At 46.6% G+C, this 24,092-nt stretch carries 20 protein-coding genes; 5 read left to right on the plus strand and 15 right to left on the minus strand.

Annotated features, from left to right (window positions below; translation table 11 throughout):
* Positions 1-215: 215 nt before the first annotated feature.
* The 10 genes from EYR25_RS12985 to EYR25_RS13030 all read right to left on the minus strand — a co-directional run bounded on the left by EYR25_RS12985 (position 216) and on the right by EYR25_RS13030 (position 15,246).
* On the minus strand, positions 216-3,773 hold the full coding sequence (locus EYR25_RS12985) for an ABC transporter permease/M1 family aminopeptidase (protein WP_133180572.1): 3,558 nt from the start codon (positions 3,771-3,773) through the stop codon (positions 216-218).
* A gap of 11 nt (positions 3,774-3,784) precedes the next feature.
* Complete coding sequence (locus tag EYR25_RS12990; protein WP_023267483.1) at positions 3,785-4,663, minus strand: ABC transporter ATP-binding protein; 879 nt, start codon at positions 4,661-4,663, stop codon at positions 3,785-3,787.
* Positions 4,664-4,912: 249 nt separating this feature from the next.
* On the minus strand, positions 4,913-6,442 hold the full coding sequence (locus EYR25_RS12995) for a hypothetical protein (protein WP_133180574.1): 1,530 nt from the start codon (positions 6,440-6,442) through the stop codon (positions 4,913-4,915).
* A gap of 167 nt (positions 6,443-6,609) precedes the next feature.
* Positions 6,610-7,587, minus strand: coding sequence for a TerC family protein (locus EYR25_RS13000; protein ID WP_133180576.1), 978 nt, complete (start codon positions 7,585-7,587; stop codon positions 6,610-6,612).
* A 469-nt stretch (positions 7,588-8,056) separates the two neighbouring features.
* A complete protein-coding gene (locus EYR25_RS13005) occupies positions 8,057-8,296 on the minus strand; it encodes a DUF3624 domain-containing protein (protein WP_133182861.1) in 240 nt (79 codons plus the stop codon).
* A gap of 72 nt (positions 8,297-8,368) precedes the next feature.
* Positions 8,369-9,460: a 2-alkyl-3-oxoalkanoate reductase gene (gene oleD, locus EYR25_RS13010; protein WP_425057226.1), complete on the minus strand. Its 1,092-nt coding sequence runs from the start codon at positions 9,458-9,460 to the stop codon at positions 8,369-8,371.
* Between the two features lie 178 nt (positions 9,461-9,638).
* The gene (gene oleC, locus EYR25_RS13015; protein ID WP_133180579.1) at positions 9,639-11,465 is read right to left on the minus strand and encodes an olefin beta-lactone synthetase; all 1,827 of its coding nucleotides are present in this window, start codon (positions 11,463-11,465) and stop codon (positions 9,639-9,641) included.
* Positions 11,465-12,427, minus strand: coding sequence for an alpha/beta fold hydrolase (locus tag EYR25_RS13020; protein ID WP_133180581.1), 963 nt, complete (start codon positions 12,425-12,427; stop codon positions 11,465-11,467). The genes oleC and EYR25_RS13020 overlap by 1 nt, the downstream gene beginning before the upstream one ends.
* A gap of 171 nt (positions 12,428-12,598) precedes the next feature.
* Positions 12,599-13,648: a 3-oxoacyl-ACP synthase III gene (locus EYR25_RS13025; RefSeq protein WP_011717598.1), complete on the minus strand. Its 1,050-nt coding sequence runs from the start codon at positions 13,646-13,648 to the stop codon at positions 12,599-12,601.
* Positions 13,649-13,902: 254 nt separating this feature from the next.
* Entirely contained in the window at positions 13,903-15,246 is a 1,344-nt protein-coding gene (locus EYR25_RS13030) for a methyltransferase (protein ID WP_133182863.1), read from the minus strand.
* Positions 15,247-15,515: 269 nt separating this feature from the next.
* Here EYR25_RS13030 and EYR25_RS13035 point away from each other — a divergent pair, with 269 nt between their 5' ends.
* Entirely contained in the window at positions 15,516-15,749 is a 234-nt protein-coding gene (locus EYR25_RS13035; protein ID WP_023267474.1) for a DUF1289 domain-containing protein, read from the plus strand.
* Positions 15,750-15,775: 26 nt separating this feature from the next.
* Here EYR25_RS13035 and EYR25_RS13040 read toward each other — a convergent pair whose 3' ends face one another.
* The 4 genes from EYR25_RS13040 to EYR25_RS13050 form a co-directional block, all read right to left on the minus strand.
* The gene (locus EYR25_RS13040; protein WP_011717601.1) at positions 15,776-16,138 is read right to left on the minus strand and encodes a YajD family HNH nuclease; all 363 of its coding nucleotides are present in this window, start codon (positions 16,136-16,138) and stop codon (positions 15,776-15,778) included.
* 88 nt (positions 16,139-16,226) lie between these two features.
* Positions 16,227-18,203: a BCCT family transporter gene (locus tag EYR25_RS13045; RefSeq protein ID WP_133180583.1), complete on the minus strand. Its 1,977-nt coding sequence runs from the start codon at positions 18,201-18,203 to the stop codon at positions 16,227-16,229.
* A gap of 410 nt (positions 18,204-18,613) precedes the next feature.
* A complete protein-coding gene (locus EYR25_RS21215) occupies positions 18,614-18,760 on the minus strand; it encodes a hypothetical protein (protein ID WP_165953497.1) in 147 nt (48 codons plus the stop codon).
* Positions 18,761-18,840: 80 nt separating this feature from the next.
* Positions 18,841-19,446, minus strand: coding sequence for a DUF502 domain-containing protein (locus EYR25_RS13050; RefSeq protein ID WP_133180585.1), 606 nt, complete (start codon positions 19,444-19,446; stop codon positions 18,841-18,843).
* A 440-nt stretch (positions 19,447-19,886) separates the two neighbouring features.
* Here EYR25_RS13050 and EYR25_RS13055 point away from each other — a divergent pair, with 440 nt between their 5' ends.
* The 4 genes from EYR25_RS13055 (at position 19,887) to EYR25_RS13070 (ending at position 22,888) form a co-directional block, all read left to right on the plus strand.
* Complete coding sequence (locus EYR25_RS13055; protein WP_133180587.1) at positions 19,887-20,282, plus strand: VOC family protein; 396 nt, start codon at positions 19,887-19,889, stop codon at positions 20,280-20,282.
* Positions 20,283-20,632: 350 nt separating this feature from the next.
* A complete protein-coding gene (locus tag EYR25_RS13060; protein ID WP_133180589.1) occupies positions 20,633-21,307 on the plus strand; it encodes a cold-shock protein in 675 nt (224 codons plus the stop codon).
* A gap of 205 nt (positions 21,308-21,512) precedes the next feature.
* Entirely contained in the window at positions 21,513-22,394 is an 882-nt protein-coding gene (locus EYR25_RS13065) for an Imm49 family immunity protein (protein ID WP_133180591.1), read from the plus strand.
* A gap of 14 nt (positions 22,395-22,408) precedes the next feature.
* On the plus strand, positions 22,409-22,888 hold the full coding sequence (locus EYR25_RS13070; protein ID WP_133180593.1) for a hypothetical protein: 480 nt from the start codon (positions 22,409-22,411) through the stop codon (positions 22,886-22,888).
* A 252-nt stretch (positions 22,889-23,140) separates the two neighbouring features.
* Here the strand turns inward: EYR25_RS13070 and EYR25_RS13075 are convergent, their stop codons facing one another.
* Positions 23,141-24,037, minus strand: coding sequence for a LysR family transcriptional regulator (locus EYR25_RS13075; protein ID WP_243729889.1), 897 nt, complete (start codon positions 24,035-24,037; stop codon positions 23,141-23,143).
* Between the last annotated feature and the right edge of the window lie 55 nt (positions 24,038-24,092).

Raw genomic sequence — 24,092 nt, forward strand, 5'->3', positions numbered from 1 at the left:
CTTTAAGCCAGATAGTGCGTGAGTTGTAGAGCCGTTTTGATTAGGACATGTGAAGTTTCGAAATTCAATATTGCCCCTTGTGGCAGGGCTTGGTTGGCGTTTCTGCAGTGTTATTGTCCAATAAAGGAGAATAACGACATTGCATGAACATTGCCTTGCAGAAACACCAAGCTATTTCGGCAAAAATTCCCAAAACATCAACACGCCCTAGTCATTTACAGTTTAAAGATGTTGTCCCTCGCGTCGCGGTCAATCAATTTAACAAAGGGATCGACACCGACATAGCTTGGTTTTTCATCCAACGTAAGAGTGAGTTTATTTTCGCCACTGACTAAATGATGTTTTTCAAGCAACAAAATTTGCTTTTCATCTTTTAGCTTATCTGGGTCCACACTAAATGCCCCGATATCAACCTGCATATCCAAAGGCTGTTCGGTTTCTTCACCTTTACCACTGGCAACTTTACGACTCGCGTAAATATTTAATTCAACTTGCGTTTTTCCATTAGGAAGAACCGTTGCCACTGCATTCGTTAATCGCAAATCATAGAGCGTGATGTCATTGAAAGATTCATCGATAAAACGCGACTGAACCTCATCTGTACCCTGCTTGAGATTACTCACTAAATCTACTGTGGTAGGGAAAGGATCATTACGGTACTGATAGCGAGTTAAGAAGGCTTTGAGATTAGCGTTTAGCTTAGCTTCACCCAACACATCCTTAATAGCCATCATCACCACAGAACCTTTTTGGTAATGAATGTACTGCTGGTTTTCACTACGCAATAACGGCTGTTCTTTTATCGATTCAGATGAGCGGCCACGCAGATAGCGATCAAGCTCATATTTCAAGAACTTGCGGATCATTTTATCGCCATACTTATGCTCTAACACCATCAGCGCCGAATACTGTGACAGACTTTCAGAGATCACCGCACTGCCCTGAACATCCGCAGCCCCCACTTGGTGTCCCCACCACTGGTGAGCGACTTCATGGGCAGTGACATAATATACAGGGTCGATATTATCCTCATTGCGTAAATCGGTAATAAAGCCAATACGCTCTGAGTAAGGCACAGTATTCGCGAAACTTTGTGCGAAACTTCGGTATCCAGGAAACTCCATAATACGCATTTGCTTATGCTGATACGGGCCAAATGCCGCAGTGTAATAATCGATTGAATCCTTAACCGACTCCACCATCCGAGCTACGTTCCAAGGATGATCCACATGGTAATAGACCTCCACGGCAACCCCATTATGTTCAACTTTTTCAACTTGGTAGCGACCTGAGATAATGGCATAGAAGTTCACCATTGGACTGTCCATTAAATAATGGAAGTACTGGCGACCATCTTGCTGCCACTGCTTTTGCAAATAACCTGGCGCGAGGGCAATTTGATCCGCACTGGTCGAAACCGTCGCTTCAAATTGGATAAAGTCGCCATCTACGCCAAAGAAGTTTTGTCGATAATAACGACTGTCTTCCAGCTTGTTCGCCCGCTCTTTTTCTGTCAGTCCGCGTTTTTGGCGCTCATGGCGATCCATAAGCTCGTAACCATCTTGATAACCAAATAAGGGTAATAGCTCAAGATTATTGATAAAAGTGCCATTTTCTACGACAGACAAATCAAAACCAGACTCGGCAATACCGACAGACTCACGCACTAATTCGATATTTCCTGCAACTGTCTGCCCCGGCAACACTGGCGCAGAAAAACTTAACCAGGTATTACGGAAACGACGATCAAACTCGCCTAACGTCGCATTAGGAATAGTGATCTTTACCGTGTCCGCTTGGGTGTGCTCGGGCAGTTGCACCAGCATCTTTTCAATTGGCTTATCCGATTTATTTTGCCATTCAAACATTACCTTAGCGGCTATTTTGCGTTGCTCAGGAAAAATATCGATATTCGCATTAACCTTAGTGGTCACTAAAATAGGCATGCCTTGATATTGCTTGAACGTCTTTTCGTAATCGGCTTGTAAATCTGTGGTTTCGTCTTGGGTAAGGTAATGATTAACCACCTTAGTTTGATAGAACAGGTAACTACCAGATCCAATAAATACCACTAAGCCCGCCACAACGATGGCCTTGCCACTGAGACCAAGCTGATAACCCAATAATCCTAATCGAGTTTTAAGACTTTGTTGCGGTCCTCTGTGGTATAAACCATAGCCCAACACGAACAGTATTAAGCTAAAAGCGCCCCAATAAATCATGTACAAACTATGGCTTAGCAGACCCCAACCATAGCCGTTCATATCCGAGTAACTTAAGCTAGGTGATTGGGCAAAGTTATACAAACTATGGCCAAATCCCCAATTTGCCATCACGAATGTCGTCAGGTAATAAGCCACAAACAGCCCCATACCTGCATATTTGTTCGGGCTAAGCACTTGTAAGAAAAATGCCAGTATTGAAGAGAGTAATAATGGCAGTAAATAATAAAACCCAAGACGAATAAGGTATTGAGATATTTCTAAATTACCTTGGCCCTTTATCAGTTGGAACACTATTGTGGTTGACATCGCCAGCACATACAGCAAGGTCATCACAATAAGTACTGCAACTAACTTTGACGCCCAAAAACATAGATTAGACACAGGCGCACTATCAACAATATCCCCCATGCCAGAGGTACGTTCGCGCCAGACAATTTCAGCGCTGTAATAAATCAGTACGATAACCATTAATAATCCGGTCGCACCGGCAATGTTATCCACCATATCCTGAGTTAAAGGCCAGTTAGAGGTACCGTACCATCCAAAATCATCAAACATTGGGCCAACTAAGTTGAATACTGTTAACACCCCTAGTACCAAAAAGGGGGCTGTTAACAGCACTTGCTTCACCTCAAACTTAACCCGAGTCCAAAATTGCAAGCGCGCGTTGATTTCAGTGCGAGTCGATAGTCTAGATAAAGGGACTAATTCAGGGATCTTTTCAACTTTAATGGATTTTTTATCGCGTTTTTTCGTTAATGTGGGCTGGCGGAAAATCCCTGACAAAGCCAGTAATACGCAGGCGATCGCAAGCCACAGTGCTCGATTTTGTAGCACGAGTCCTGACAATTCGAGTAACTGGTGATTCTTCTCACTAATCGTCCAATAACGGGTCACTTCAGCGAACGTGCGCAGTGCAAAGGGGTCGAGTAATGCCGCGATAGTACGATACTGCGGTTGGCTCGCCATTTCACCTGTCAGCGTGTAAAGCACCAACATAGCCACGGCCGTCAAATATAAGGCCATCAAAGATCGGAAACGGCTTGCCATGGCATAAAATAGGCATGAAATCAGCAGTAAACTTGGAACCGATAACTGAAAATAAGGTATCAAATAGTGGCTAAGGACAAAGGGCCCAAAGCGACTCCCGTCAACCCAAGGCATAAATGAACCTAATATCAAGCCAATAGGTACAAAGGCGAATACGGCAAGCACTACCATAAAGCTGCCTAAAAAACGCCCAAATTGATAGGCGAAAGGCGATAGCGGTTTACTGTAAATCAGCTCCTCCATTAAATGCTGATGATTACGAATGGCGGTGCTACCGACAAAATTTACAACAGCAAACATAGAAATAAGCCCCATGATGAGCAAGGTTTGGCTAATACCAAAAGGGCTATTTTTCAATACTTCACCACCGCTACCAATTTGAATATTATTGGAGGCGACTGATAAAAAGCTCATTAAAAACAATAACAAAGAAACAACGTAAAATGATGGCTGACGCAAATAATAACGCCACTCAAATCTCAACATAGATAACAGCATAGGGAGTCTCCTTAAGCTGCCTGATGGCGATGGCTGTGCAATGTTGAGAAATACAAATCCTCAAGCCCTGCAGCGGCTGGCGTGAACCCATCAGGGCATGTATCGGCCATCACATTTAATACCGTTCGGCCAGCAAGTAATCGTTTTGAGATGACCGGTAATACATTCTCAAGTTGTTGCGCTTCCGCTTGATCAACGGTTTTAGTCCAAATCTTCTCAGTTAACTCACTGACCAATTGCTGTGGATTCCCCTGTAATAGGATTTTTCCCGAGGCGAGCACCGCCATATTCGGGCAGAGTTCCGACACGTCCTCAACGATGTGAGTTGAGAGGATAACGACTTTTTCCTCACCCAAACTCACTAATAAATTGTGAAAACGATTGCGCTCTTCAGGATCGAGCCCTGCGGTTGGCTCATCAACAATCAATAATTTAGGATCGCCAAGTAACGCCTGTGCAATCCCAAAACGTTGCCGCATACCGCCGGAAAAGCCACTTACCGCCTTATTTTTATGTTGATATAAGTTAGTATGGGCCAATAAGCCCTCCACGATTTCTTTGCGTTGCTTGCTTTGATTGATGCCTTTTAACACCGCTAGGTGGTCCAATAAGTCAAAGGCGCTAATCCGCGGATAAACATTAAAGTCCTGCGGTAAGTAACCTAAGGTTTTACGCAATGCCTGTGGATCCGCTAAGACATCAATACCGTCGAAAACGATGCTGCCACTGTCAGCGCTTTGCAGTGCAGCAATAGTTCGCATCAAAGAAGACTTACCCGCTCCATTCGGGCCTAGTAGGCCAAACATCCCCTTCGAAATGGTTAAGTTAACCCCATCGAGCGCCCTAACACCGTTATCATAGGTTTTGGTTAAATTTGTAATAGCTAGCATGCTTCCCTCTTGCTTTTATGTTTAAAATAACGCCAATTTATCACAAATATTTAACTAAAACACCAGTTACTAATGTATTCAGTCACTTACCGAATGACCGACTAAATAATGCAAAGAGAAACAATCGATAGAATTAAAAGCAAAGGGCCCGAAATGGGCCCTTTAATATTGAAATGACTGATAATAGTGAATGAGGTCACTTTATCCATACAGCAAACACTAAATACAATTCCTTACACAAATTGCGTCTTAACGGGAAGGCAGCGTGCCATCAAACACTCGCACTTTAATATTCTTCTTCAGATTTTCCTGATCCTGTTGCCATTCCTGCCACTGTGTGAGGCTTATGCTCAGCTGCAAAGAAAAATCTGTAGAGATCCATTGTGTCTGTCCCTGCGCATATTGTGGCAGTGGCACAATATTTTTAGGACCATTGAAGGATTCAGAGCATTGGAAGGATTTAAAGTACACTTGGTCAATCGCCAGATCGAGCTTACTCGGCGTCGTCATACATTGACCGCTTCCAGGCTCTTGATAGGAAGCAAATTGGTACATAATCGCCGGGGTATTGTTGCTGCTATCGGGCACGGAAGCCGTTTGATGGCAAGATAAGCAACTACTTAGGGCATTATCCGCCGGCCCGTTTAGCCTGCCATTACACCCTAGATGCCCTGCATTGGTTTTCTCATTTAAACGTCCAACCACCTCTTGAAACACAGCGCTATCTTTAAGGCCTGACACCGGGTTTTGTGGAAAGGCCGCCGCACCTACGTTTACAGGAGGAGTATCATTGCCCCACATAAGTCCAAGGGGTGAGATCCGGTTCCACGGATTTTTCTCTTTTGCCTTAAATTGGCCGTCGGCCACAAAGGTGCCATAGGCCCAGCCTACTGGGGAGCGGCTGTCACGTACCGCGATATCAAACTGTAGCAAATACACATCGGCGACCGAACGTGGACACTGCTCAGTTTCTTGCTGGAAGCTACAGGCACTACCATCAGCATTTTTACATTCACAAAAATCACTCGAACTGATATTGGCTTGCCATACAGGCATATTTTCTAAGAAGGGATAATTATTGGGTGTCGCCGTGGTAAACAGCAATTTGCCAATCACACTGCCTTCATTAAAGGCGAAATTGGCTTGGGGCATCACAGGTGCAGCAGCCCCCGTCCACACCTTAGCCAAGCTGCCAGCAGCCTGAGGGTTATAAAAGCCTACGGCCCACATGGTGGTTTTAATATCGCCTTGGTCTTTCACCGCCATAGTGACGGGGGCTTCACGGGTTAATCCATGGATAAATTCGCGTCCACTCATGGGATCGTAGGTTTGATAAGGAATATGGTACCAAGCACGTACCTTGTTATTACACAGATCCCAGTCGGTATTGACGTCACCACTGTCGATATTGCCCGCTTGGATATACTGCATAACAGCCCAAAGATAATTCCACGCTTGGGTGTTCTTATCCTTTTCAGAGAGATTTTTATCGAAGGGATTGAAATTGAGCCATGGCATTTGCTGATCGGCTTTAGCTGTTGAGTAGGCATCACTTAACTGAAAAATCGGCCCCTTCCAGCCAGGATAAGCCTGATTGATGATCACTTGGTTATCCCACATGCCGGTTTTGGTAAAAGCCGGGTCTTGAAAGTAACTCGGGTAAGTTCCCGTACAAGTGGAACTTGAAGGGGCAGGTGTTTGGCCGGTTTGAGTTCCAGCGGCGTGGGCATTGGCTCCGAGCAAAGCGCCAATCAATAAACTCGCAAGAGGTAATTTCATAGCTTCATCCTTGAAAGTATTCGTCATCTTTAGGGTTTGCACTGCACCTTGGCAATGCCAATTAAGCATAGACTAATTTTCCATGTCACGATTTTGCCTTCAGTAGACAGTAAAAAGGCCATTTAGCATGGGCTAAATGGCCTTGAGACATCAAAAAGTGATTAGGCTTACTTCTGCTCGCGCGTCTTCCACAGGGAGAATAATACCCCCGCCAGCAAGAGGCCGAAGGTGACGCCAAGGGATAAGGCCGTTGGGATCTTAAAGTCCACAATGCCCTCATGATTAAAGTACACCAGTCCGACTTTCACGCCGATAAACACCAACACCACCGATAGCGCGTATTTGAGGTACTCGAAACGATGCACCATGGCCGCGAGGGCGAAATACAATGCCCGCAGACCTAAAATCGCAAAAATATTAGAGGTATAGACGATAAAGGGATCTTGGGTAATCGCAAAAATTGCCGGGATACTGTCCACTGCAAACACCAGATCCGCGGTTTCGACTAAGATCAACGCCAAGAACAAGGGCGTTGCCCACCAGCCTTTGCTGAGTTGATGATCCTCTCCCCTTACCCAAAACTTCTCTTGATGAAGGCTTGGGGTAAAACGCATTTTAGAACGTAACCACTTGTAAAACTTATTATCTTGGATATCACCATGCTCATCATCGGAAAAGAGCATCTTAATACCCGTGAAAATCAAGAACAGGCCGAATAACACCAACACGCCTTGGTACTGCGCGACCAGCGCCGCGCCTAAGCCAATCATAATGGCGCGCAGCACGATAACGCCCATAATCCCCCAGAATAACACTCGGTGTTGATACAAACGGGGAATGCCTAAGCTACTGAAAATAAGCGCGATAACGAAGACGTTATCCATAGATAAGGACTTTTCGATAAGGTAACCCGTGAGATATTCCATCCCCGCAGTCGAGCCCTTGTACCACCATAACCAAGCGCCGAACAACAGCCCCATACAAATATAAAAGGCCGATAATTTAAGGCTCTCTGCCACGGTAATTTCGTGCTGCTCTTTGTGTAGCACACCTAAATCGAAGGCTAACAATGCCAACACAAAGCCAAAAAACATTAACCAAACCCATATCGGGTAACCCACAAATAGCGTGGTAAAAAAATCCATAACACTCCCTAAAACCTAAAAGTACCGAGTTTTCTCGGCCACATCGCCATGCTCGATCTTAATACTTTGCGACACCAAAAACAGTGAAACAGGGGGGGAAACCTTAAAATATCAGATTAAAATTTGTTTAAATCCATACTATGCAGCCAAATCAACTCATTACACTAGACCCTATCATCAGAGCATTTGTCGTACTCTGCAGATCTAAGCCTAGCTCTAACACTTACGGGATCACGGAGTAGAATAATCGCGTGAGTTCATCACGAATCACGCCTTAGCCAGCACAAATCGACAGTATTTTTCGCTAAGACGATAAAAAACGAGGTGTTTCAGCGCACTGTTTAACACTTGAGCATTAAGCCAAAATGAAAAATTTCGCGGGCAAGAATAGCCGTTTGAAATAGCGAGAATGGTAAGCGAGACCACTCGCCACAAGGAATGAAAAAGTGATTCGATAAGAAGTAAAAAACTATTCGCGCCCGAGCATGCGGCGCGCGACTAATACCACAAGATGCAGTAACAGCAAGCCACTAAAGGCTGAGCAGAAAAACAGTAAGGCGATAGAGTTGACCTCTCGAGGAGCGTCACTGTAGAGATACCACCACAACGGCCAACCGATAAGCGACAGCAGCGTCAACTGCCACATGCAGCGTTTGCAGCGGCCAATCTTTTGCCGAAAAATCGAAGTATTACAATCGTCGCAGGCCATTAACTTTTTAATCCAGTAAGTTACCGTGACGGCATAGGATATCACCCAGTCAGCCCCGTGCTAAATAACGCACTAGAGCGATGCCTTAAGGCGCCTCATACCCTCTTCTATCGACACTAAGGCATGATAGCCAAAGTCCCGTTTTGCCGCGCTGATATCGAAATAATGGCTACAGGATAGCTGTTTAGCAACAAAGCGCGTCATTATCGGCTCTTCTTGTTTATTCAGCAGTCGATACGCCGTTTCTAACACAGCGCCCACCACATAGGCCAGAGTCTGCGGCACCCGCGCGGTCACCGGCGGCAGCCCATCACAGGCTAGGATAAGGTTCAACATCTTGGCCATAGTCACAGGCTCGTCGTTACTGACAAAATAGGCTTTCCCTTGGCACTTAGGCGAGACTTGGCAAAGCTCCACGGCCGCCAGAATATGGGCATAGGCGGCGTTATCGATATAAATGGTATCGACCAGTTTATCCTCGCGCCCCACCAGCTTGAGCTTACCTAAACGACCGCGGGCTAGCACCCTAGGCACCAGATGCGGATCATTAGGCCCCCAAATCAAATGCGGCCGCAGGGCAACCGTCTTTAACGCATACGTCGATGCGGTTATCGATGCTTGATTGGCATCGAGCATCATCTTCTCTGCAATCGCCTTGGAGTGAGCATAATAATTTAAAAAGCGGCTGGCGTAGGGCGTCGACTCATCGATACCCGATTCATCTTCGCCCGCAAAGGTCACGCTAGGAGTGCTGGTATAGACTAATTTAGTGATTTTAAGCGCTTTACAAGCGGCAATCACATTAGCGGCGCCCTTCACATTGGGGCAAAAATAACTGTCTCTGTCGCCCCAGACACCCGCTTTTGAGGCCACATGGAACACGATATCGCAGCCCTGCATCGCCTGTTTGACTTGCTCTGGATTGGCTAAATCCCCCTGCACCATAGTCACACCAAGAGCTTCAAGCTCAGGATAATGGCCACGGGCAAAGCCAGTCACCTTAATCCCAGCCGCGACCAAACGCAGGCAAATGGCCTTACCCAAAAATCCACCCGCGCCGGTCACAAAGGCATGGCTGACCTTAGCGGCCAAGGCATAAAGCGCGGCTTGCTCACGCGGTTCAAAGTCTGTTTGAGCGAGGTTATCAGGGCGGCCAGTTGGCATCGCATCAGCTTGGTGAACAGCAGGATTGTCAGTCATATCGCATTCCGTGACAGTGAGTGTCATCTTAGTATTCAATTCAGTGATTAAGTGCAATAAGGCACCACTCGCGGCAAAACGTGCCACGAACAAACAGTCGAAAGTTCGACCCTATTTAAGTTAAAAATGAGCTAAATTGAAATCAGCCTTTGGTTTGCGATTGCGCCCAAACGGCTAATTTTTCTCTAAATATTTTGGCATTGTGGCGCACATCCACGGGGAAGTCGGGATGAATGAGAAAACGCCGAATCCCCTGAGTTTGGCTATATTGCTCGGCAATCGCCATCAGCTCTTGATACAGCTGCGCGCTCTTATTACACACCAAGGATTGGTCAAGCTCAATGCAGATGAGGGGTTCAATCTCACTTGCGCCACCTTGCCCCTTCACCTTGATCCCCACTAACGCCGAACGCTTCACATTCGGATGGGTATTAAAAATACGCTCACTCGGAATGGAATAGTAACGTTTAACAAACTGCCCACCTTGGGTGGCATCCACTCTATGGGCTTTACGGCCACACATCCACAACCGGCCACTGTCGTCCAGATAGCCAAGATCGCCCATGCGATGCCTGAAGGTTTGCTGCTCGCGGTCCCAAATTTTGGCCGCCGTCGTTGCCTTTTCGCGGCGATAATAGGACTGGCTCACCATAGGGCCTGTGACCACTATTTCGCCAATTTCCCCCGCGTTAAGACGCAAGCCATTATCCCACTCTGGGATATCAGCTTCAGTGATGGCGATAATCTCGATACTGACGCCATCGATAGCGCGGCCGACACAAATTCCACCGCCATTATCCGTGGTTTGAGTCGTGGTAAATAGTTCATCGCTGGCGATCATGCTGATAGGTAAGGATTCGGTAGCGCCGTAGGAATTGAGTACAGGCACGCCATCATTGAGCATTTTGCTAAAACGGGCTATCGAGGCAATGGTCGCGGGCGCCCCAGCGGAAATCACGCGTTTCACACTGCTGAGTTTGTGCTGCTTTTTCGATTCGGTTTGTTCACCGGCGCGGCCTAAACGCTCAAGCAAGGCAGGATTAACAAAGATATTGCTGCATTGATATTTCTCAATAGCGGCAAATAAAAATTCAGGATTGGCCGTGATAGGTTTGCTGGCATCCATTTCAGGCACAATCGATGCCATACCGAGCGCCGGACCAAAGAGGGAGAATAGCGGGAATGTCGCCAAATCACGCTCGCCATGTGCAATGCCATAATCCTGCTTTAGCGCCTGAATTTGCGCCTCAAACATACCGTGACTATAGACAACGCCCTTTGGCGTACCCGTGCTGCCGCTGGTAAACAGAATCGCCGCCATCTCGTCATGCTCAAGCAGCGCCATCGGGTACTCGCCCTGTTCCGGCAACTTTGCCGGAGGTGACTGAGTAGCAGATGACTTAGCTGTTGATAAGAGTATCGACGCTAAACTTGGCGCGCCTGTGAGTACGCGCGATAGCATGCCAGCAACTCCGCTTAGATTGCCATCCACATTGATAAGATGCTTCACGCTGCCCTTGCCCCAGCCTAATAAGCGTCTGGCGATATGGGCTTTAGGAATCCCGATAAAGGCATCGGGCGCAGCTTCAATAAAACATTGCTTAAGATTTTTAATCCCCATGCCCGGGTCAACCAGCACGGGAATAATCCCCGCTTTGAACAAGGCGAAAGTTAACGCAAAAAAATCCAGACTCGGGGTGACCATCAGCACCGCCTTCATCCCCCGCGTCAGCCCATGGGCATTGAGCGCGAAGGCGATGGCATTGCTTTGTTTATCGAGGCTAATAAAGTCGAGTTCTTGGTATGTCAGGTTGGCAAGGGATTTACCCTTGCCCTGTTGCACCGCAACCGCGAGATGATGAGGAATATGATGGGCGGCCTGCTTTAAATGCCGACAGATATTGGCATCGCTTGCTTGCTCGACGGCAGATGTCCCATGGCCGAGCTGCACATCCTCCACCCTAGCCATTAATGTGCGGCCTGTGGCGCTTGAGTCTCTGCCTCAGGCTCTGTGACCTGTACAGTTTCAACGGGCTGCACTTCTGGCTCAGGCGTTTGCGCCTCAGCCATAAAGTGTTTGATATGGGTAATCACCTCATCGCTCGCATCTTCGAGGATATAGTGACCACAATCGGCAAATTCATGCACCTGTGCATGGGGCATATGTTCGCGCCATTTGGCTAAAAAGTGTTTATCGAACACAAAGTCCTGTAATCCCCAGCAAATCAGTGTCGGCACCTTGGCAAACTTTGGCAGACTGGCGGCGATATCCGACACCAGTTGATAGTTTCTGTCACCCGGTTTTAGCGGAATATCCTGCACAAAGCGCAGGGTCGAAATACGATTTGCCCATGAGTTAAACGGCGCGACGTAGGCCTCACGGATGTACTTGGACATCGGCTGACGCTTCACCCCAACATAGGAGGCAATCGATGAAAAGGCATTAAAACCACGCACTAACACTATGCCGAGCAACGTATTGCGGCAGATCCACAGCGCCAGCGGTAAAGGCTTAGTGTCGGGCAAATGGAAGGCGCCAGTATTTAAAATCACCAGACGTTTAATGCGCTCAGGGTAGCGCGCCGCATAGCCCATGCCTATCATGCCGCCCCAGTCGTGGACGACTAAGGTAATGTTTTCTTTTACCTTTAGGCTGTCGAGCAGCGCCTCTAAATCATCAATGCGACTCTTAAGGGTGTAATCGTAACCGCTGTCATCCGGCTTATCCGACAGGCCGCAACCAATATGGTCGGGCACGATACACTGGTGCGTATCCTTAAGGGCACTCACGAGATTACGGTAATAAAAACTCCAACTTGGATTACCGTGCACCATGACCACAGGCTCACCTTGGCCTTCATTGATGTAATGCAGCTTGTTGCCATTACGGCTAAGAAAATGACGTTTAAACGGCAACAGAGTGTCTAACATGACGCTTCCTATCTTTTGTTCTAATTGTTTTGTATTGGTAGCCTGTGCTGGCAAATTCGCCTTCACCTATGCTCATCGCTAATGCTTATAGCTCTAAACCAATAAGCATAAAAATGCCCTAGCAAACCTTGCTCTCAAGCGTCGGCTAAGGCAGATAACAATCTTGGAAAACTACCACTTAATACCCAGCATCATGCAGTTCAAACCACTGCCGATACCTAAAAAGCTCACCTGATCCCCAGGGCGTAAAAAGCCTTGATCGTGTGCCATGGCCGCAGTGACGGGTAAAGAGACTGTGCCCATATTGCCAAGCAGTTGATATGTTGGGAATTCTTTTTCAGGTGGAATATTTAACGCACTCAAGACCTGTTTACGATTTGAAGCGCCGACCTGATGACAGATCACTTTATCGACCTGCTCGACCAACCAATTTCGCTGAGCGAGGAAATGCTCCCACGTGTGTTTTGCCAGCTCGACCCCTTCTTTGAGCAAGGTCACCGCATCGGTACGCATAAACTCACGGTAAATATTATGCCCTACTTCCTGCAAGCCCCACTGACACAGTTGATGGTGCTGCGGCGCAGATAAATGGGAGGCGCCAAGCAGCTGATGCTTACGCACATTAGTCAGCGGCAAACTGCCATCGGTGAGGATCACCGCTACCGCGCCAGAGCCGCCGGTTAAGGTCGCCAGCGACTGGGCAAAATTCTGCATGGTCGGGTCGGCCAGCATATTATCAATGGTCACATCGACAATATCCCGCGCCGATTCGCAGGACACCACCATGCCCGCCTTAATTTGCCCAAGCTCGATACGGTTGGCAATGTCTAAAATGCCCGATAACACCCCAAGACAGGCGTTGCTGATATCGTAAATCGCCGTGTCCTTCGACACACCTAAGGCCGCCGCAATCCGGCAGGCGGTGGCGGGTTCGTGCTGATCACGGCAAACGCCGGTATACACCACTGCGCCCAGTTCGGCGACTTCTATTCCCGTTTCTGCTATCGCCTTGTGCGCCGCTTTAATCGCTCCATCGGATAATTGATGCCCTTTAGGCCACCAACGGCGTTCGGTAATGCCCGTTAACGCCGCAAGTTGCCCCATAGGAATGCGAAATTTTTGATATAGAGGCGCGAGGCGAGATTCTAGCTCGCTACTGGAAACCACCACAGGTGCCAGTTCATAGGCAAGGCTATTAATAAATACGCGGGAATATTTCATGAAACTGTTTTATTCGCTCACTAAGATCACTGATCTTTTGGGTCAGTTTTTAGTTGTTATTTGTCATTAAGGCGACATTTGAACAAGAAAAGCCCGATGATTCAATAAAAAACCATCTTTCGCCTTAGACTTGTCTCACAGAGCTTATAAACCCTTGTGACGATCATGCCGCCTATCCGTTAATTCAAAATGAACTAATAAAGAAATACTTTATAAAAAACAGTCAGGTATAACATTAAATAGTAGATTGTTTTTTACTCGCTCAATTTTTGCGCCAAAATCAGCGCATTTCTGGGTGTCACACTGTTTGCACAAAATTCCCTCAGGGTCACCCGATAGCCACTTTCCTGCAAAAAGCAGCAACGATCGAGAATTAACCACAGCTCCAGCGCACGGCGGAATAAATGCGCAGCCAAATCGATGCGTCGGGTTAACCTTTGTCGCTGTTTGCCTATTTCAAGCCAAACGTCAAAATCACAATCTGCATCTAAGGTTACCGCCTTTTGCGCCGCTGCCCACTGACAAAAGTCGGCAAAACTGCCGCTCAGTTGACTCTGTTTTACTGCGGGTAGCGGCAAATAAGCATCGATACCGCGACAATGCCGCTGCAACGCATCAAATCCGAGCCGCCAAGCGATTTCCTGATGCCGCAGCGCCTGTTGTTTCGGATTGGCGATCACACTTTGCTGCAATGGCAATTGCAAATCATGGCGAGTTAACGTCAAGCCACTTTGTTGAGCAAGCGTCGATAAGCCTTGGTATTGATTGGCTTGAATTAAATGATAACAGCAAGGTGAAATCGCCAGTGCCTGTGTGCCCGCCGCTGCGGCCAATTGCAGTAAACGCACATGCAAATCGCCACAGGCATGCAGCGCCACCGCCTGTTGCTGGGCGCAAAAAGGATTGGTCTGATCAGCGGTATTTTCGTCGGCTTTATCTTCGATAGCGAAGGCATCGACGCAGATAAAGCGCTGTGATAATTGCCATTTATCGGCAAAGGCTTGGCCTTCTTCACAGAGCATCGCCTGCCATTCGAGGCTTAACACATCCACACCACGTGCTTTGGCTATTAAGCGGCCTAAATGCCCTTTGCCCGCACACCACTCGAGCACGGGTAATCCCGCATCGGGCAAATGCTGCACAAAGGCGGTGATCTGCTCCCACTTACGGCCTTTTATATGGGCACTAAAGTGAGCCATCTCAGTAAGATCAATACTAGGTGAAGTAGCAGTTTCAATATCGTCAGAGCCAATATCAGGGCCTATATCTGAGGCAATATCGGAGCCAAGCGAGAGCTCAGCGATGGACAATGTGAGTAAAGCCAGATCCCACTCGAGTCCTAACGCGGCAAGATCCTGCTTAAGTGCGGGAGATAAGGCATCGACTAACGCCGATTGCTCGGCATCCAAGGCATCGAGCACAGCATCATCGAGCGCCCAAAGGGTTGTCGCTAAGGTCGGAAATTGCGCCTGCCAAGGCAGTGTTTTCGCCTCAAAGGCGCGCACTTGCCACAGGGCACTGCCCTGCTCAAGTAATTTATCTAATTGGATAAATTGCGCTGCCAGCCGGCCTTTATTGTGATCGTTAATTTGATTCACGCTGATTTTTACCACTCACCTTTGCTAACACACCCTAGGAATCGATTCACTTTGTGAACTGCTCAAGTTGAACACACAATGGCCTTGAGCCTTAACGATTAAGGCTTTCTAATATCAATCTAATACCAGTGCCCAAATGGCGCTTAAAGCTGCTACTATTCGCCGTAATTTGTGCCTTTAAGGCACTCAATGACCCTAATGTGCACTTAGCTGATAACTCACCTTAGCCATTGAGTACCATATTAAAAACACGGTTTTAGAGGAAAAATATGCTCTCCCCCTGCGTTGCCCGCTGTGGCTTAAATGATGAAGATTATTGCATGGGCTGTTTTCGCCATATCGATGAGATTGTTGCTTGGCGCGATGCCAGCGATGCAGAGCACGCCGCGATTATCGCGCAACTTCCCGCCCGCAAAGCCCATTTCGAAGGCGACGACAATAAACAGATCCTAAGCCGCGCCAAATGGTTGGAAGCCGAGGCTCGACTTGCAAAAAAAGCCTGAAAATTTCAGGCTTTTTACTTTTATCGCTACTTTTTCATCATCGCCTTTAAATCCGCAAAGGGATTATAGGTCGCGGCCGCTTGCTTGGTTTCGGTGGTGCTACCGTAGCGGATCAGTTCTTCGAAGCGTGAATGCTCATTATCGTGACAATACAGGCACAATAATTCCCAATTCGAGCCGTCAGATGGGTTGTTATCGTGGTTGTGATCTCTGTGGTGAACCGTCAACTCGCTTAAATTTTTTGAGGTAAATTCGCGGGTACAGCGGCCACAGATCCAAGGATATAATTTGAGCGCTTGCTCGCGGTAACCGCCCTCACGCTTTGCACGGTATTCGCGCTCTTGGGCTAAGACTTGATCTAACTTACTCTGGCCTGGATTTGCTGACATGCTCACACCTAACTGATGACCCCTAAAAAAGTGCCCCAAGGATAATCCGAGTTATTCCTTGGGGCAATATTTCTGACACGCAAAATGTTTAGGCGATATGTCCTTGGTCAGCATTGGACAAGTGCAAATAATGCAGGTATTTCTCGTATTGGGTGACCACATCCGCCAATAACTGCTCTTCGGTATAACCCATCACGTCATAGTGCTGGCCGCCCTGCTCTAAGTACACTTCGGCGCGATAATACCAATTGTTGCCCTGCTCTAACTCTTCACCGACGGGATTAACGATTTCAAAGCAGCGCATCCGCACACCGTATACGAAGGGTTGATAGGCTTCGTTGCTGATCACCAATCGCACTTTGCCGTCGAGATACTCAAGGTCAGCTGTGAGACCCTTGCTCATAAATTGCTGACACACCTTAGATAACGCCGGTGTCGCGACATTATTGAGGAAGATACGCGCCTCATCTTCGGTAGGATGCGACACTAAGACTTCGATACGCTCCTCCCAGCTGATATTGGTCTTAGCATATTGCACACTAGTGGTATGGAGCTGCACGCTGTTGATCTTCAGCCAATCGTCCTTCAGCGCCTTATACAGTCCCAAACACATCAGCAGCATCACACATAAAAATGGCATCGCACTGGCAATGGCTGCGGTTTGGAGTGCCTGTAACCCACCCGCGATGAGCAGTACCGAGGCCACCACGCCCTGCAGCAATGCCCAAAACACCCGTTGCCAAACGGGCGCATTGTTATCGCCCCCCGAGGTCAGGTTGTCGATTACTAAGGATCCCGAGTCAGATGAGGTCACAAAAAAGGTCACCACTAAACAAATCCCAATGCCCGATAACAGATGCGGGAACGGCATATGTTCAAAAAACACAAACAGCGCCACGGGCACATTGGTATTCACCGCTTCGCTCAGGTAGGTCGCGCCTTGGTTCATAATGGCGTCGATGGCCGAGTTACCAAATACCGTCATCCATAAAAAGGTCAGCGCCGAAGGCACAAATAAAATGCCGACTAAAAACTCACGTATGGTACGGCCGCGACTCACCCGCGCAATAAAAGTGCCGACAAAAGGTGACCACGAAATCCACCAGCCCCAGTAGAGTAGCGTCCAACCACCTAGCCAGTCTTCCTTATGCTGATAGGCATACAGATTAAAGGTTTTATTAACGATATCACTCAGATAACTACCGGTATTTTGCACAAAGGCCTGCAACAACATCACGGTTGGGCCAAGAATTAATACAATCAGCAGCAGAATAAGGGCCAAGCCTAAGTTAAGCTCGCTTAAGCGCTTCACCCCTTTATCGAGGCCCGAAAATACCGACAGAGTGGCGAGCAAGGTAATGCCAATAATCAGCGACACTTGCACCGTGGTGTTATTAGGCAGTTGCTCGAATAAATAGCTTAGCCCCGAGTTAACCTGCAACACCCCAAACCCGAGGGAAGTCGCGACCCCAAACATAGTCCCCAATACCGCAAAGGTATCGACGCAGTGGCCAATCGGGCCGTGGATGCGCTCACCGATTAAGGGATAGAGGGCGCTGCGGGGTAACAGTGGCAGCTTATGCCGATAGGCAAAATAGGCCAAGCTCAGGGCAACCACCCCGTAAATCGCCCAGGCATGTATGCCCCAATGGAAGAAAGTAATCTTCATCGCTTCTTTGGCGGCGGCCAAACTCTCAGGCGTTGCATCGGGCGGCGCTAAGTAATGCATCACGGGTTCGGCAACGCCGAAGAACATCAATCCAATCCCCATCCCCGCCGAAAACAGCATGGCAATCCAGCTCTTATAGCTATAGTCGGGCACGGCATGATCGGGGCCGAGCTTAATATCGCCAAAGCGACTGACCATGACAAAGATGATAAAAATCAGAAAAATCGCTACACCAAGGATATACAACCAGCCCGCTTTAGCCTCTAGCCACGACTGCATGGATTTGAAAAAGTGATTGGCCTCGGTCGGCCAAATAGCGCAGATCATCACCATGAATGTGATAAAAAAGACCGACGAATAAAAAACCGGTGGATTAATACTCGACTTGATAGACATAAAACTCCCTTGTTCTAGCCAGTTCCCTATTAAGATCCCTTCGATGTTGAAGAGATAGCACAATAATAGGTAACCCTAGCCTCAGCAGTATGTGGTCAGGATGAAATAGGCATAAATAATTCATGACAAGAGCTCGCGGTCAGCAATACCTTGTGATGTCATACTCATGTTGAAAACGCTTCCCCACTTCCCCGTTTGCTCGACGCTTTTGCTTAATAGCAAAGGCGGCAAACAACGGCTCAATAAACCGCTAAACCGCCGCTAATGCCATTTGAGAGCATATCGCACTCTCAAAGACAGCGAACATCGACACCATGCGACCGGATCGCAGGGTTCAACCTCAATGGCGACATAATGCATATAAGCGGTTCGATATTGGTGATATCGAGGATGAGGGATGCAAAGCGCGATTAGCGGCTAACGGTTAACCAGTAACAAATATCGACTCGGCCTTGCTTAAGCTCTACTGGAGTGCCTTCGAACAGAGACCACATGCTGTCGAAAACTGACTCAATAGAGACACAGATAATGCTAAACAGCAGTCGCTGGATCAGCATAAAAAATGGCGACCTATTAAGTCGCCATCGGATTGTACCACAAAAAATGCACCTATTTGACGTAAAAAACCAAAATCAACTTATTCAGCTTTAGTTTTTACCGTTGCCGCGCCCGGCGTTTGTGAGATCCCCGCCGTTAAATTAAAGCGCATCGCCTCTTCAAAAGACCAATCCACTAAAATCAAATCTTCACGTTTGACGAGACTCGTCACCCCCGCCATTTGGTAACTGAGTTGGAATAACACAGGCACCCAATCCCCTTCGGGTAAGGCATCGAGCAATGGCTGTGGCGGCGTATCCGTCATAATAAAGCCCACCACATAGCCACCATTGGCCTGTTTAACTAACACGGTTTGCTGAGTATTGGGTTTGCCCTCACGGTTCATTAAGGAAGCGATATCACGGATACTGCCATAGACAGATTTAAACAGCGGAAAACGCATCAGCTGACGTTCAATCCAGCCATAGATCCAGACAATAGGACTCACCGAAAACAACAGGCCCACCGCAAACACTATGGCCACGACTAAGATAAAGCCCGCGCCGACAAAATGTTGGTTAATCCCTACCAACTCTAAAATAAAAATCCCTAAACCATCTAACGATACAAACAATGACCAAAACAACCACAGGCTTAACGCCATCGGCAGCAGGTTCATCAAGCCACGGGCTAAGGTTTTCTTCATTACAATCTCATCAAATCCAATGGGATAAAAATAGGCATAAATTATTTACGCTAAAAAACGCGTTAAATGCTACCACAGAGTCACTTTTGCACCAGCACTTGATGTAAGGTAAGGCGCAGAACCTTAGGGCGTGTTGACGTTTCGAGATTAGATTTTGTTCGTTCTGGCAAGTACGTGCTCGCGAAACGAGGAAGGATGTGTAGTTACTCAACTCAAATGACGAGCGGCTCTTATGACAGAAAGTAAGAGCAAGGGCTTGCCAGACGAACCCTTCGGGCAGCATTTGGCTGACGTTTCTGCTGCGTTATCGTCCGTTTATGTAGAATAACTACACAGCACGGACTTTGCCTTGCATAAAAGCCAGCCAAATTGCTGCAAAAACAACCATGAAACGTCAACACGCCCTAATAACAAACCGCTACAGCATCGAGGGAAAGAATATGCGCGTGACCCGCCTAGACCATTTAGTGTTAACCGTGAAAGATATCGAGGCCAGTGTCGACTTTTATCAACGCGTGTTAGGGATGAAAAAGTCCATCTTTGGTCAGGGCCGAATTGCCTTAAGCTTTGGCGATCAAAAAATCAATCTGCACCAAGCAGGCGCCGAATTTGAACCTAAGGCAAACCTTGCCACGCCCGGCAGTGCCGATCTCTGCTTTGTAGTTAGCCACAATATCGAAGAAGTGATTAACCACTTAAACGCTCTTGAGGTTGAAATTATCGAAGGCCCAGTACTGCGCACCGGTGCTACAGGCCGGATTAACTCCGTCTATATCCGCGACCCCGATTTGAATCTATTGGAATTATCCGAATATCTGCCCGCCCGCGCGTTATGATGCCTCAAACAAGCCTTGTTTGATGTCAGCAAAAAAAGGAAAAGCAACTAGCTGCATTAATCGAGAGCAAACGGAATTGCCTCTCTGAACTTGAGCGTCTTAATCAAGCCTAGTAGTAATGCAAAAAACGATAGATAACTACAGCCAGGCATAAAGCGCGGAATTCTAAAATGTTAACCGATGATGAAAGGAAAACAGGAATAGACACTCCCATTTGAAAATGTGCTCAATATCTCGCACGACAACAAATAAGTGCTTTTATAACATTATCTATTTGATTTACAATATTTTTCACTTAACAAAACCAACAAACACAATTAGCTCAACATTCATTTAAATAGGTTTATATTTTGAAAGGAAAAGTTGTCTCATACCTTGCGACTAAAAAGTATGGGTTTATCCAAGGCGATGATGGTGAGAGTTATTTTTTGCATTTTTCCGAGCTTTTAAACAGGAAAGATGAAGGCAAGTTAGTCAAAGGCAGTATTGTCGATTTTGATCCCACGCCCACACCTAAAGGCCTAGCCGCTAAAGCAATCAGTTTGCCTGAAGTCTTTATCAGGGAGCGATTAGTTAACTTTTTTACCACTAGAGACAGTCGCCCCAAAAATGGCACAGTCATAGCCAGTTTTCCCATTGCTACCCGTTTTTTTAAGGATCCCAGCGAGGGAAGACGTCATTTAGAACAGCTTGCAAAGCATTGTGGATGCAATGCAGTACTGAATGTAAATTTTGAGAAAGACACTTTCTCGAAAGGAAATTATCGCTATACGGTACACGCCTTCAAAGGTGAACTCGCCCTAGTAACCGAGAAAGTTCCTGCTGACTCTCAAGAACTGGTTATCGCCTCTGCACAGTTACTCGAAAAACGAAAAGCAGATGTAGAACAGGCCGTTAAACAAATGAGTGAAGCCGAAAATTTAGCACGACAAAATCAGCTGTCTGGTTGTCTAGGTACCCTTGCCATCATCACGCTCATACCGCTCGCTTTGGTGCTCAGTGCTATAGCTGTTTTTCCTGCTTAGCGAGTCTAAAACAAGTCGATAGTGTTATTTATTAGCATAGTTGCATCAGTAACGCGGATTGATCAGCAAATACATACAAAATTCGCGACTCAGCTCATGCATTTTAATTAGGTTGTTTTCTTCAACTGTGGTTTATAGCTGTAAAGTATGATGGTAAATAAAACCGTTAAAGCCAGTGTTGAAGTTATTTATGGAATAAAATGCCATGGCAAAAATATGTTTTGAAACGGGAATAGATAGACTTAATTGGACTGTCGATACGCGTATTGACGATGCACTAGAGTATATTGCGACGAATACTGGATCACGGCAAGGTTGCTTATTAGCATTAAAGTCTCACTATTATGCTAAATCCTTGTTGTCATGGTTTAAGGATGGAGATTTAGAGCAACTTCGCCAACATGCCTATACCTCCGCAAAGTTGTATCGACTCTACTACCAGAGAGCAAATAGCGAGTGGCAAGGTGCATTTTGCCACTTTATGGCACTGATAAGTGATCATGAACCTTTGATAAACTGGCACAGCCAGTTTATCTCTCCTCTTTACCGAGTAACAGGCGGGAAAGCAGTGCGCAACCGTGTGGGCTGCCCTGAATATCATGCGTTCCAAGCGATTTTAGCGCTTCAAGGTAAATGGGATTTGTTGGGGGAACGTGCTGAATATATTTTAGCCAATCCACCAGGTAAGAAAATGGCAAAGTACCAAATTGACCATGAGTTCTATCTAGCGTTGGCAAAAGGGGATGTACCTGCGATGGAGCAGGTATTGAACAACCTTACGGGCCCGAAAGCTAAAGTGCGCAATTTTGATGGCGCACTGGGATTAACCGAGCATTTAATGTCGTTGTTTGGCTTTATTTACGCGAAAATGGCTTGGCGTGCTGGATATCAGGTACAAGTGGATAGTCCTTATTTGCCTATGGAATGGCTACCGATATCCCCTCTTATCGCGTATCGTGATGAATATGACTTCTTAGCCGATTTTGATATATTTCAGCTATTTACTAACGAAATGGCACCTTACTCGCCTGTGAGTGAAGTGGATAAACGAGTCGATATTACTGTTGGATCATCACCCTTTGTTTAAAATTGAGATTTTATATGAGCATATTTGATATTTTTAAAAATAAATCACCAGTAAATGTCGATAAACAGATGCAAGATATCAGTTATCAAATGAATGAATATTCAACAGATGCTCGTCGTCGGAGTGACATATTTCTCACAGTTGCAGAACAGCAAGGTCTAGAAGTATTACCTGGTCGATTTGGAGGTGAATATAATAATGACATGCTTGCGGCCGGCGAGAAAAACGGACAATTTTTATTAATGCTTGGCATGAAAATTACAGGTTCTGACGGCGGTATTCAGCTAGATAAACAATCAATGGGTTGTTTTTTGCAATTTTCTAAGCCTTGGTTAGATATGGTCATCTACTCACTGCGTTTATCTGGTACGCAATTAGCCATCGCAGATAAAATTGAAAGACACGTAAAAGATAACACTATTTCGCTAGCGATTGCGTTTATTGATATGGAGACGAAAAAGCTCAATATAATTCCGCTCACTATTCAAGATTGATAACTTAAAAACGAGGTAAAACTAGGTTAAAAATTATAGGCGAAAAAGTAGACCCCAAAATTTAACGACGCGGTAAATAATCTCCGACTGTATATTGCTTAAGCATTAAACAAGAAAGTTTGTATACCGCTATCTCGCAGAACCTGACTAACTATCGAACAATCTATCTCAGAACTGATTACCACTGTTCTAGCCACATAGGGTGCTGGTCATGTCACTTTATTGGTTTGTAATAGATGGATTAATTTAGTCCTACTTAAAGTGCAATTTTACAAACTCGATAAACAATCGCACCCGCATGGGGAGGTGGTCGCGGTCCCGATATAGCATGGATAAAGTGCGGGCTTTGCTACTCCAATCAGGTAGGACATGATTCACTTCCCCCTGCGCTATCATAGGTAGCGCAAAATAATCCGGCACGTACCCGATACCTATTCCTGTTTTGATGGCATGGGTCAGTAGCATCAGTTCATCTACCTCCAGCCTGACCCCCTTGTTCGGGTGATAATCAAACTCTTCGCCAGTGGTTTTGTGCACCAATTGCCAAGGTATCATAGGGCGGCAAATGATGGTTGGGTGACCGCATAACTTGTCTGGCGTAGTAATGCACGAAATGTCGTAGTCAGGGTGAGAACACAAAATAAAGTGAATGTGTTTTAACGGTCTAGCAATCCAGTTTTCCACCACTGGATTGCCCACTCTAAACGCCACATCCATGCCTTCCGCTTCAATATCGATAAGCGAGTTTGAAAAGCTCAAATCCAACTGAATATCGGGATATTGCAGCAGAAAATCATAAAAAATCGACCGCAGGAAATGAGTGCCAGAATTGATCGGCGCGGAAATCCGGATTTTCCCCTGTGGCTGGTACTTATCCCGATGCAAGTCTTCATCAATATTATTGAGTTCATCAAACAGGGCTACAGAGCGCTCAAAATACTGCTCACCAATACTGGTTAAGATAACGCGGTGAGCGTCTCGATTGAGCAATCTTAATTGCAAATCGGTCTCTAGCTGGCGGATACGGCGACTCAAGGTGGAGAGCGGCATACCTAAGGATTGGGCGGCCTCCTTAAAACTCCCTGAACGTGCCACAGCACAAAAACAGCGCAGATCGTCCAACGAATAGTTAGGTTTCATTATTGGCATTTACCGTCTTACTTTTGCTTGTTTATCCAATTATTGAAATCAATACACTAAGGCT

Source organism: Shewanella decolorationis (genome assembly GCF_004354305.1).
GTDB lineage: Bacteria > Pseudomonadota > Gammaproteobacteria > Enterobacterales > Shewanellaceae > Shewanella > Shewanella decolorationis.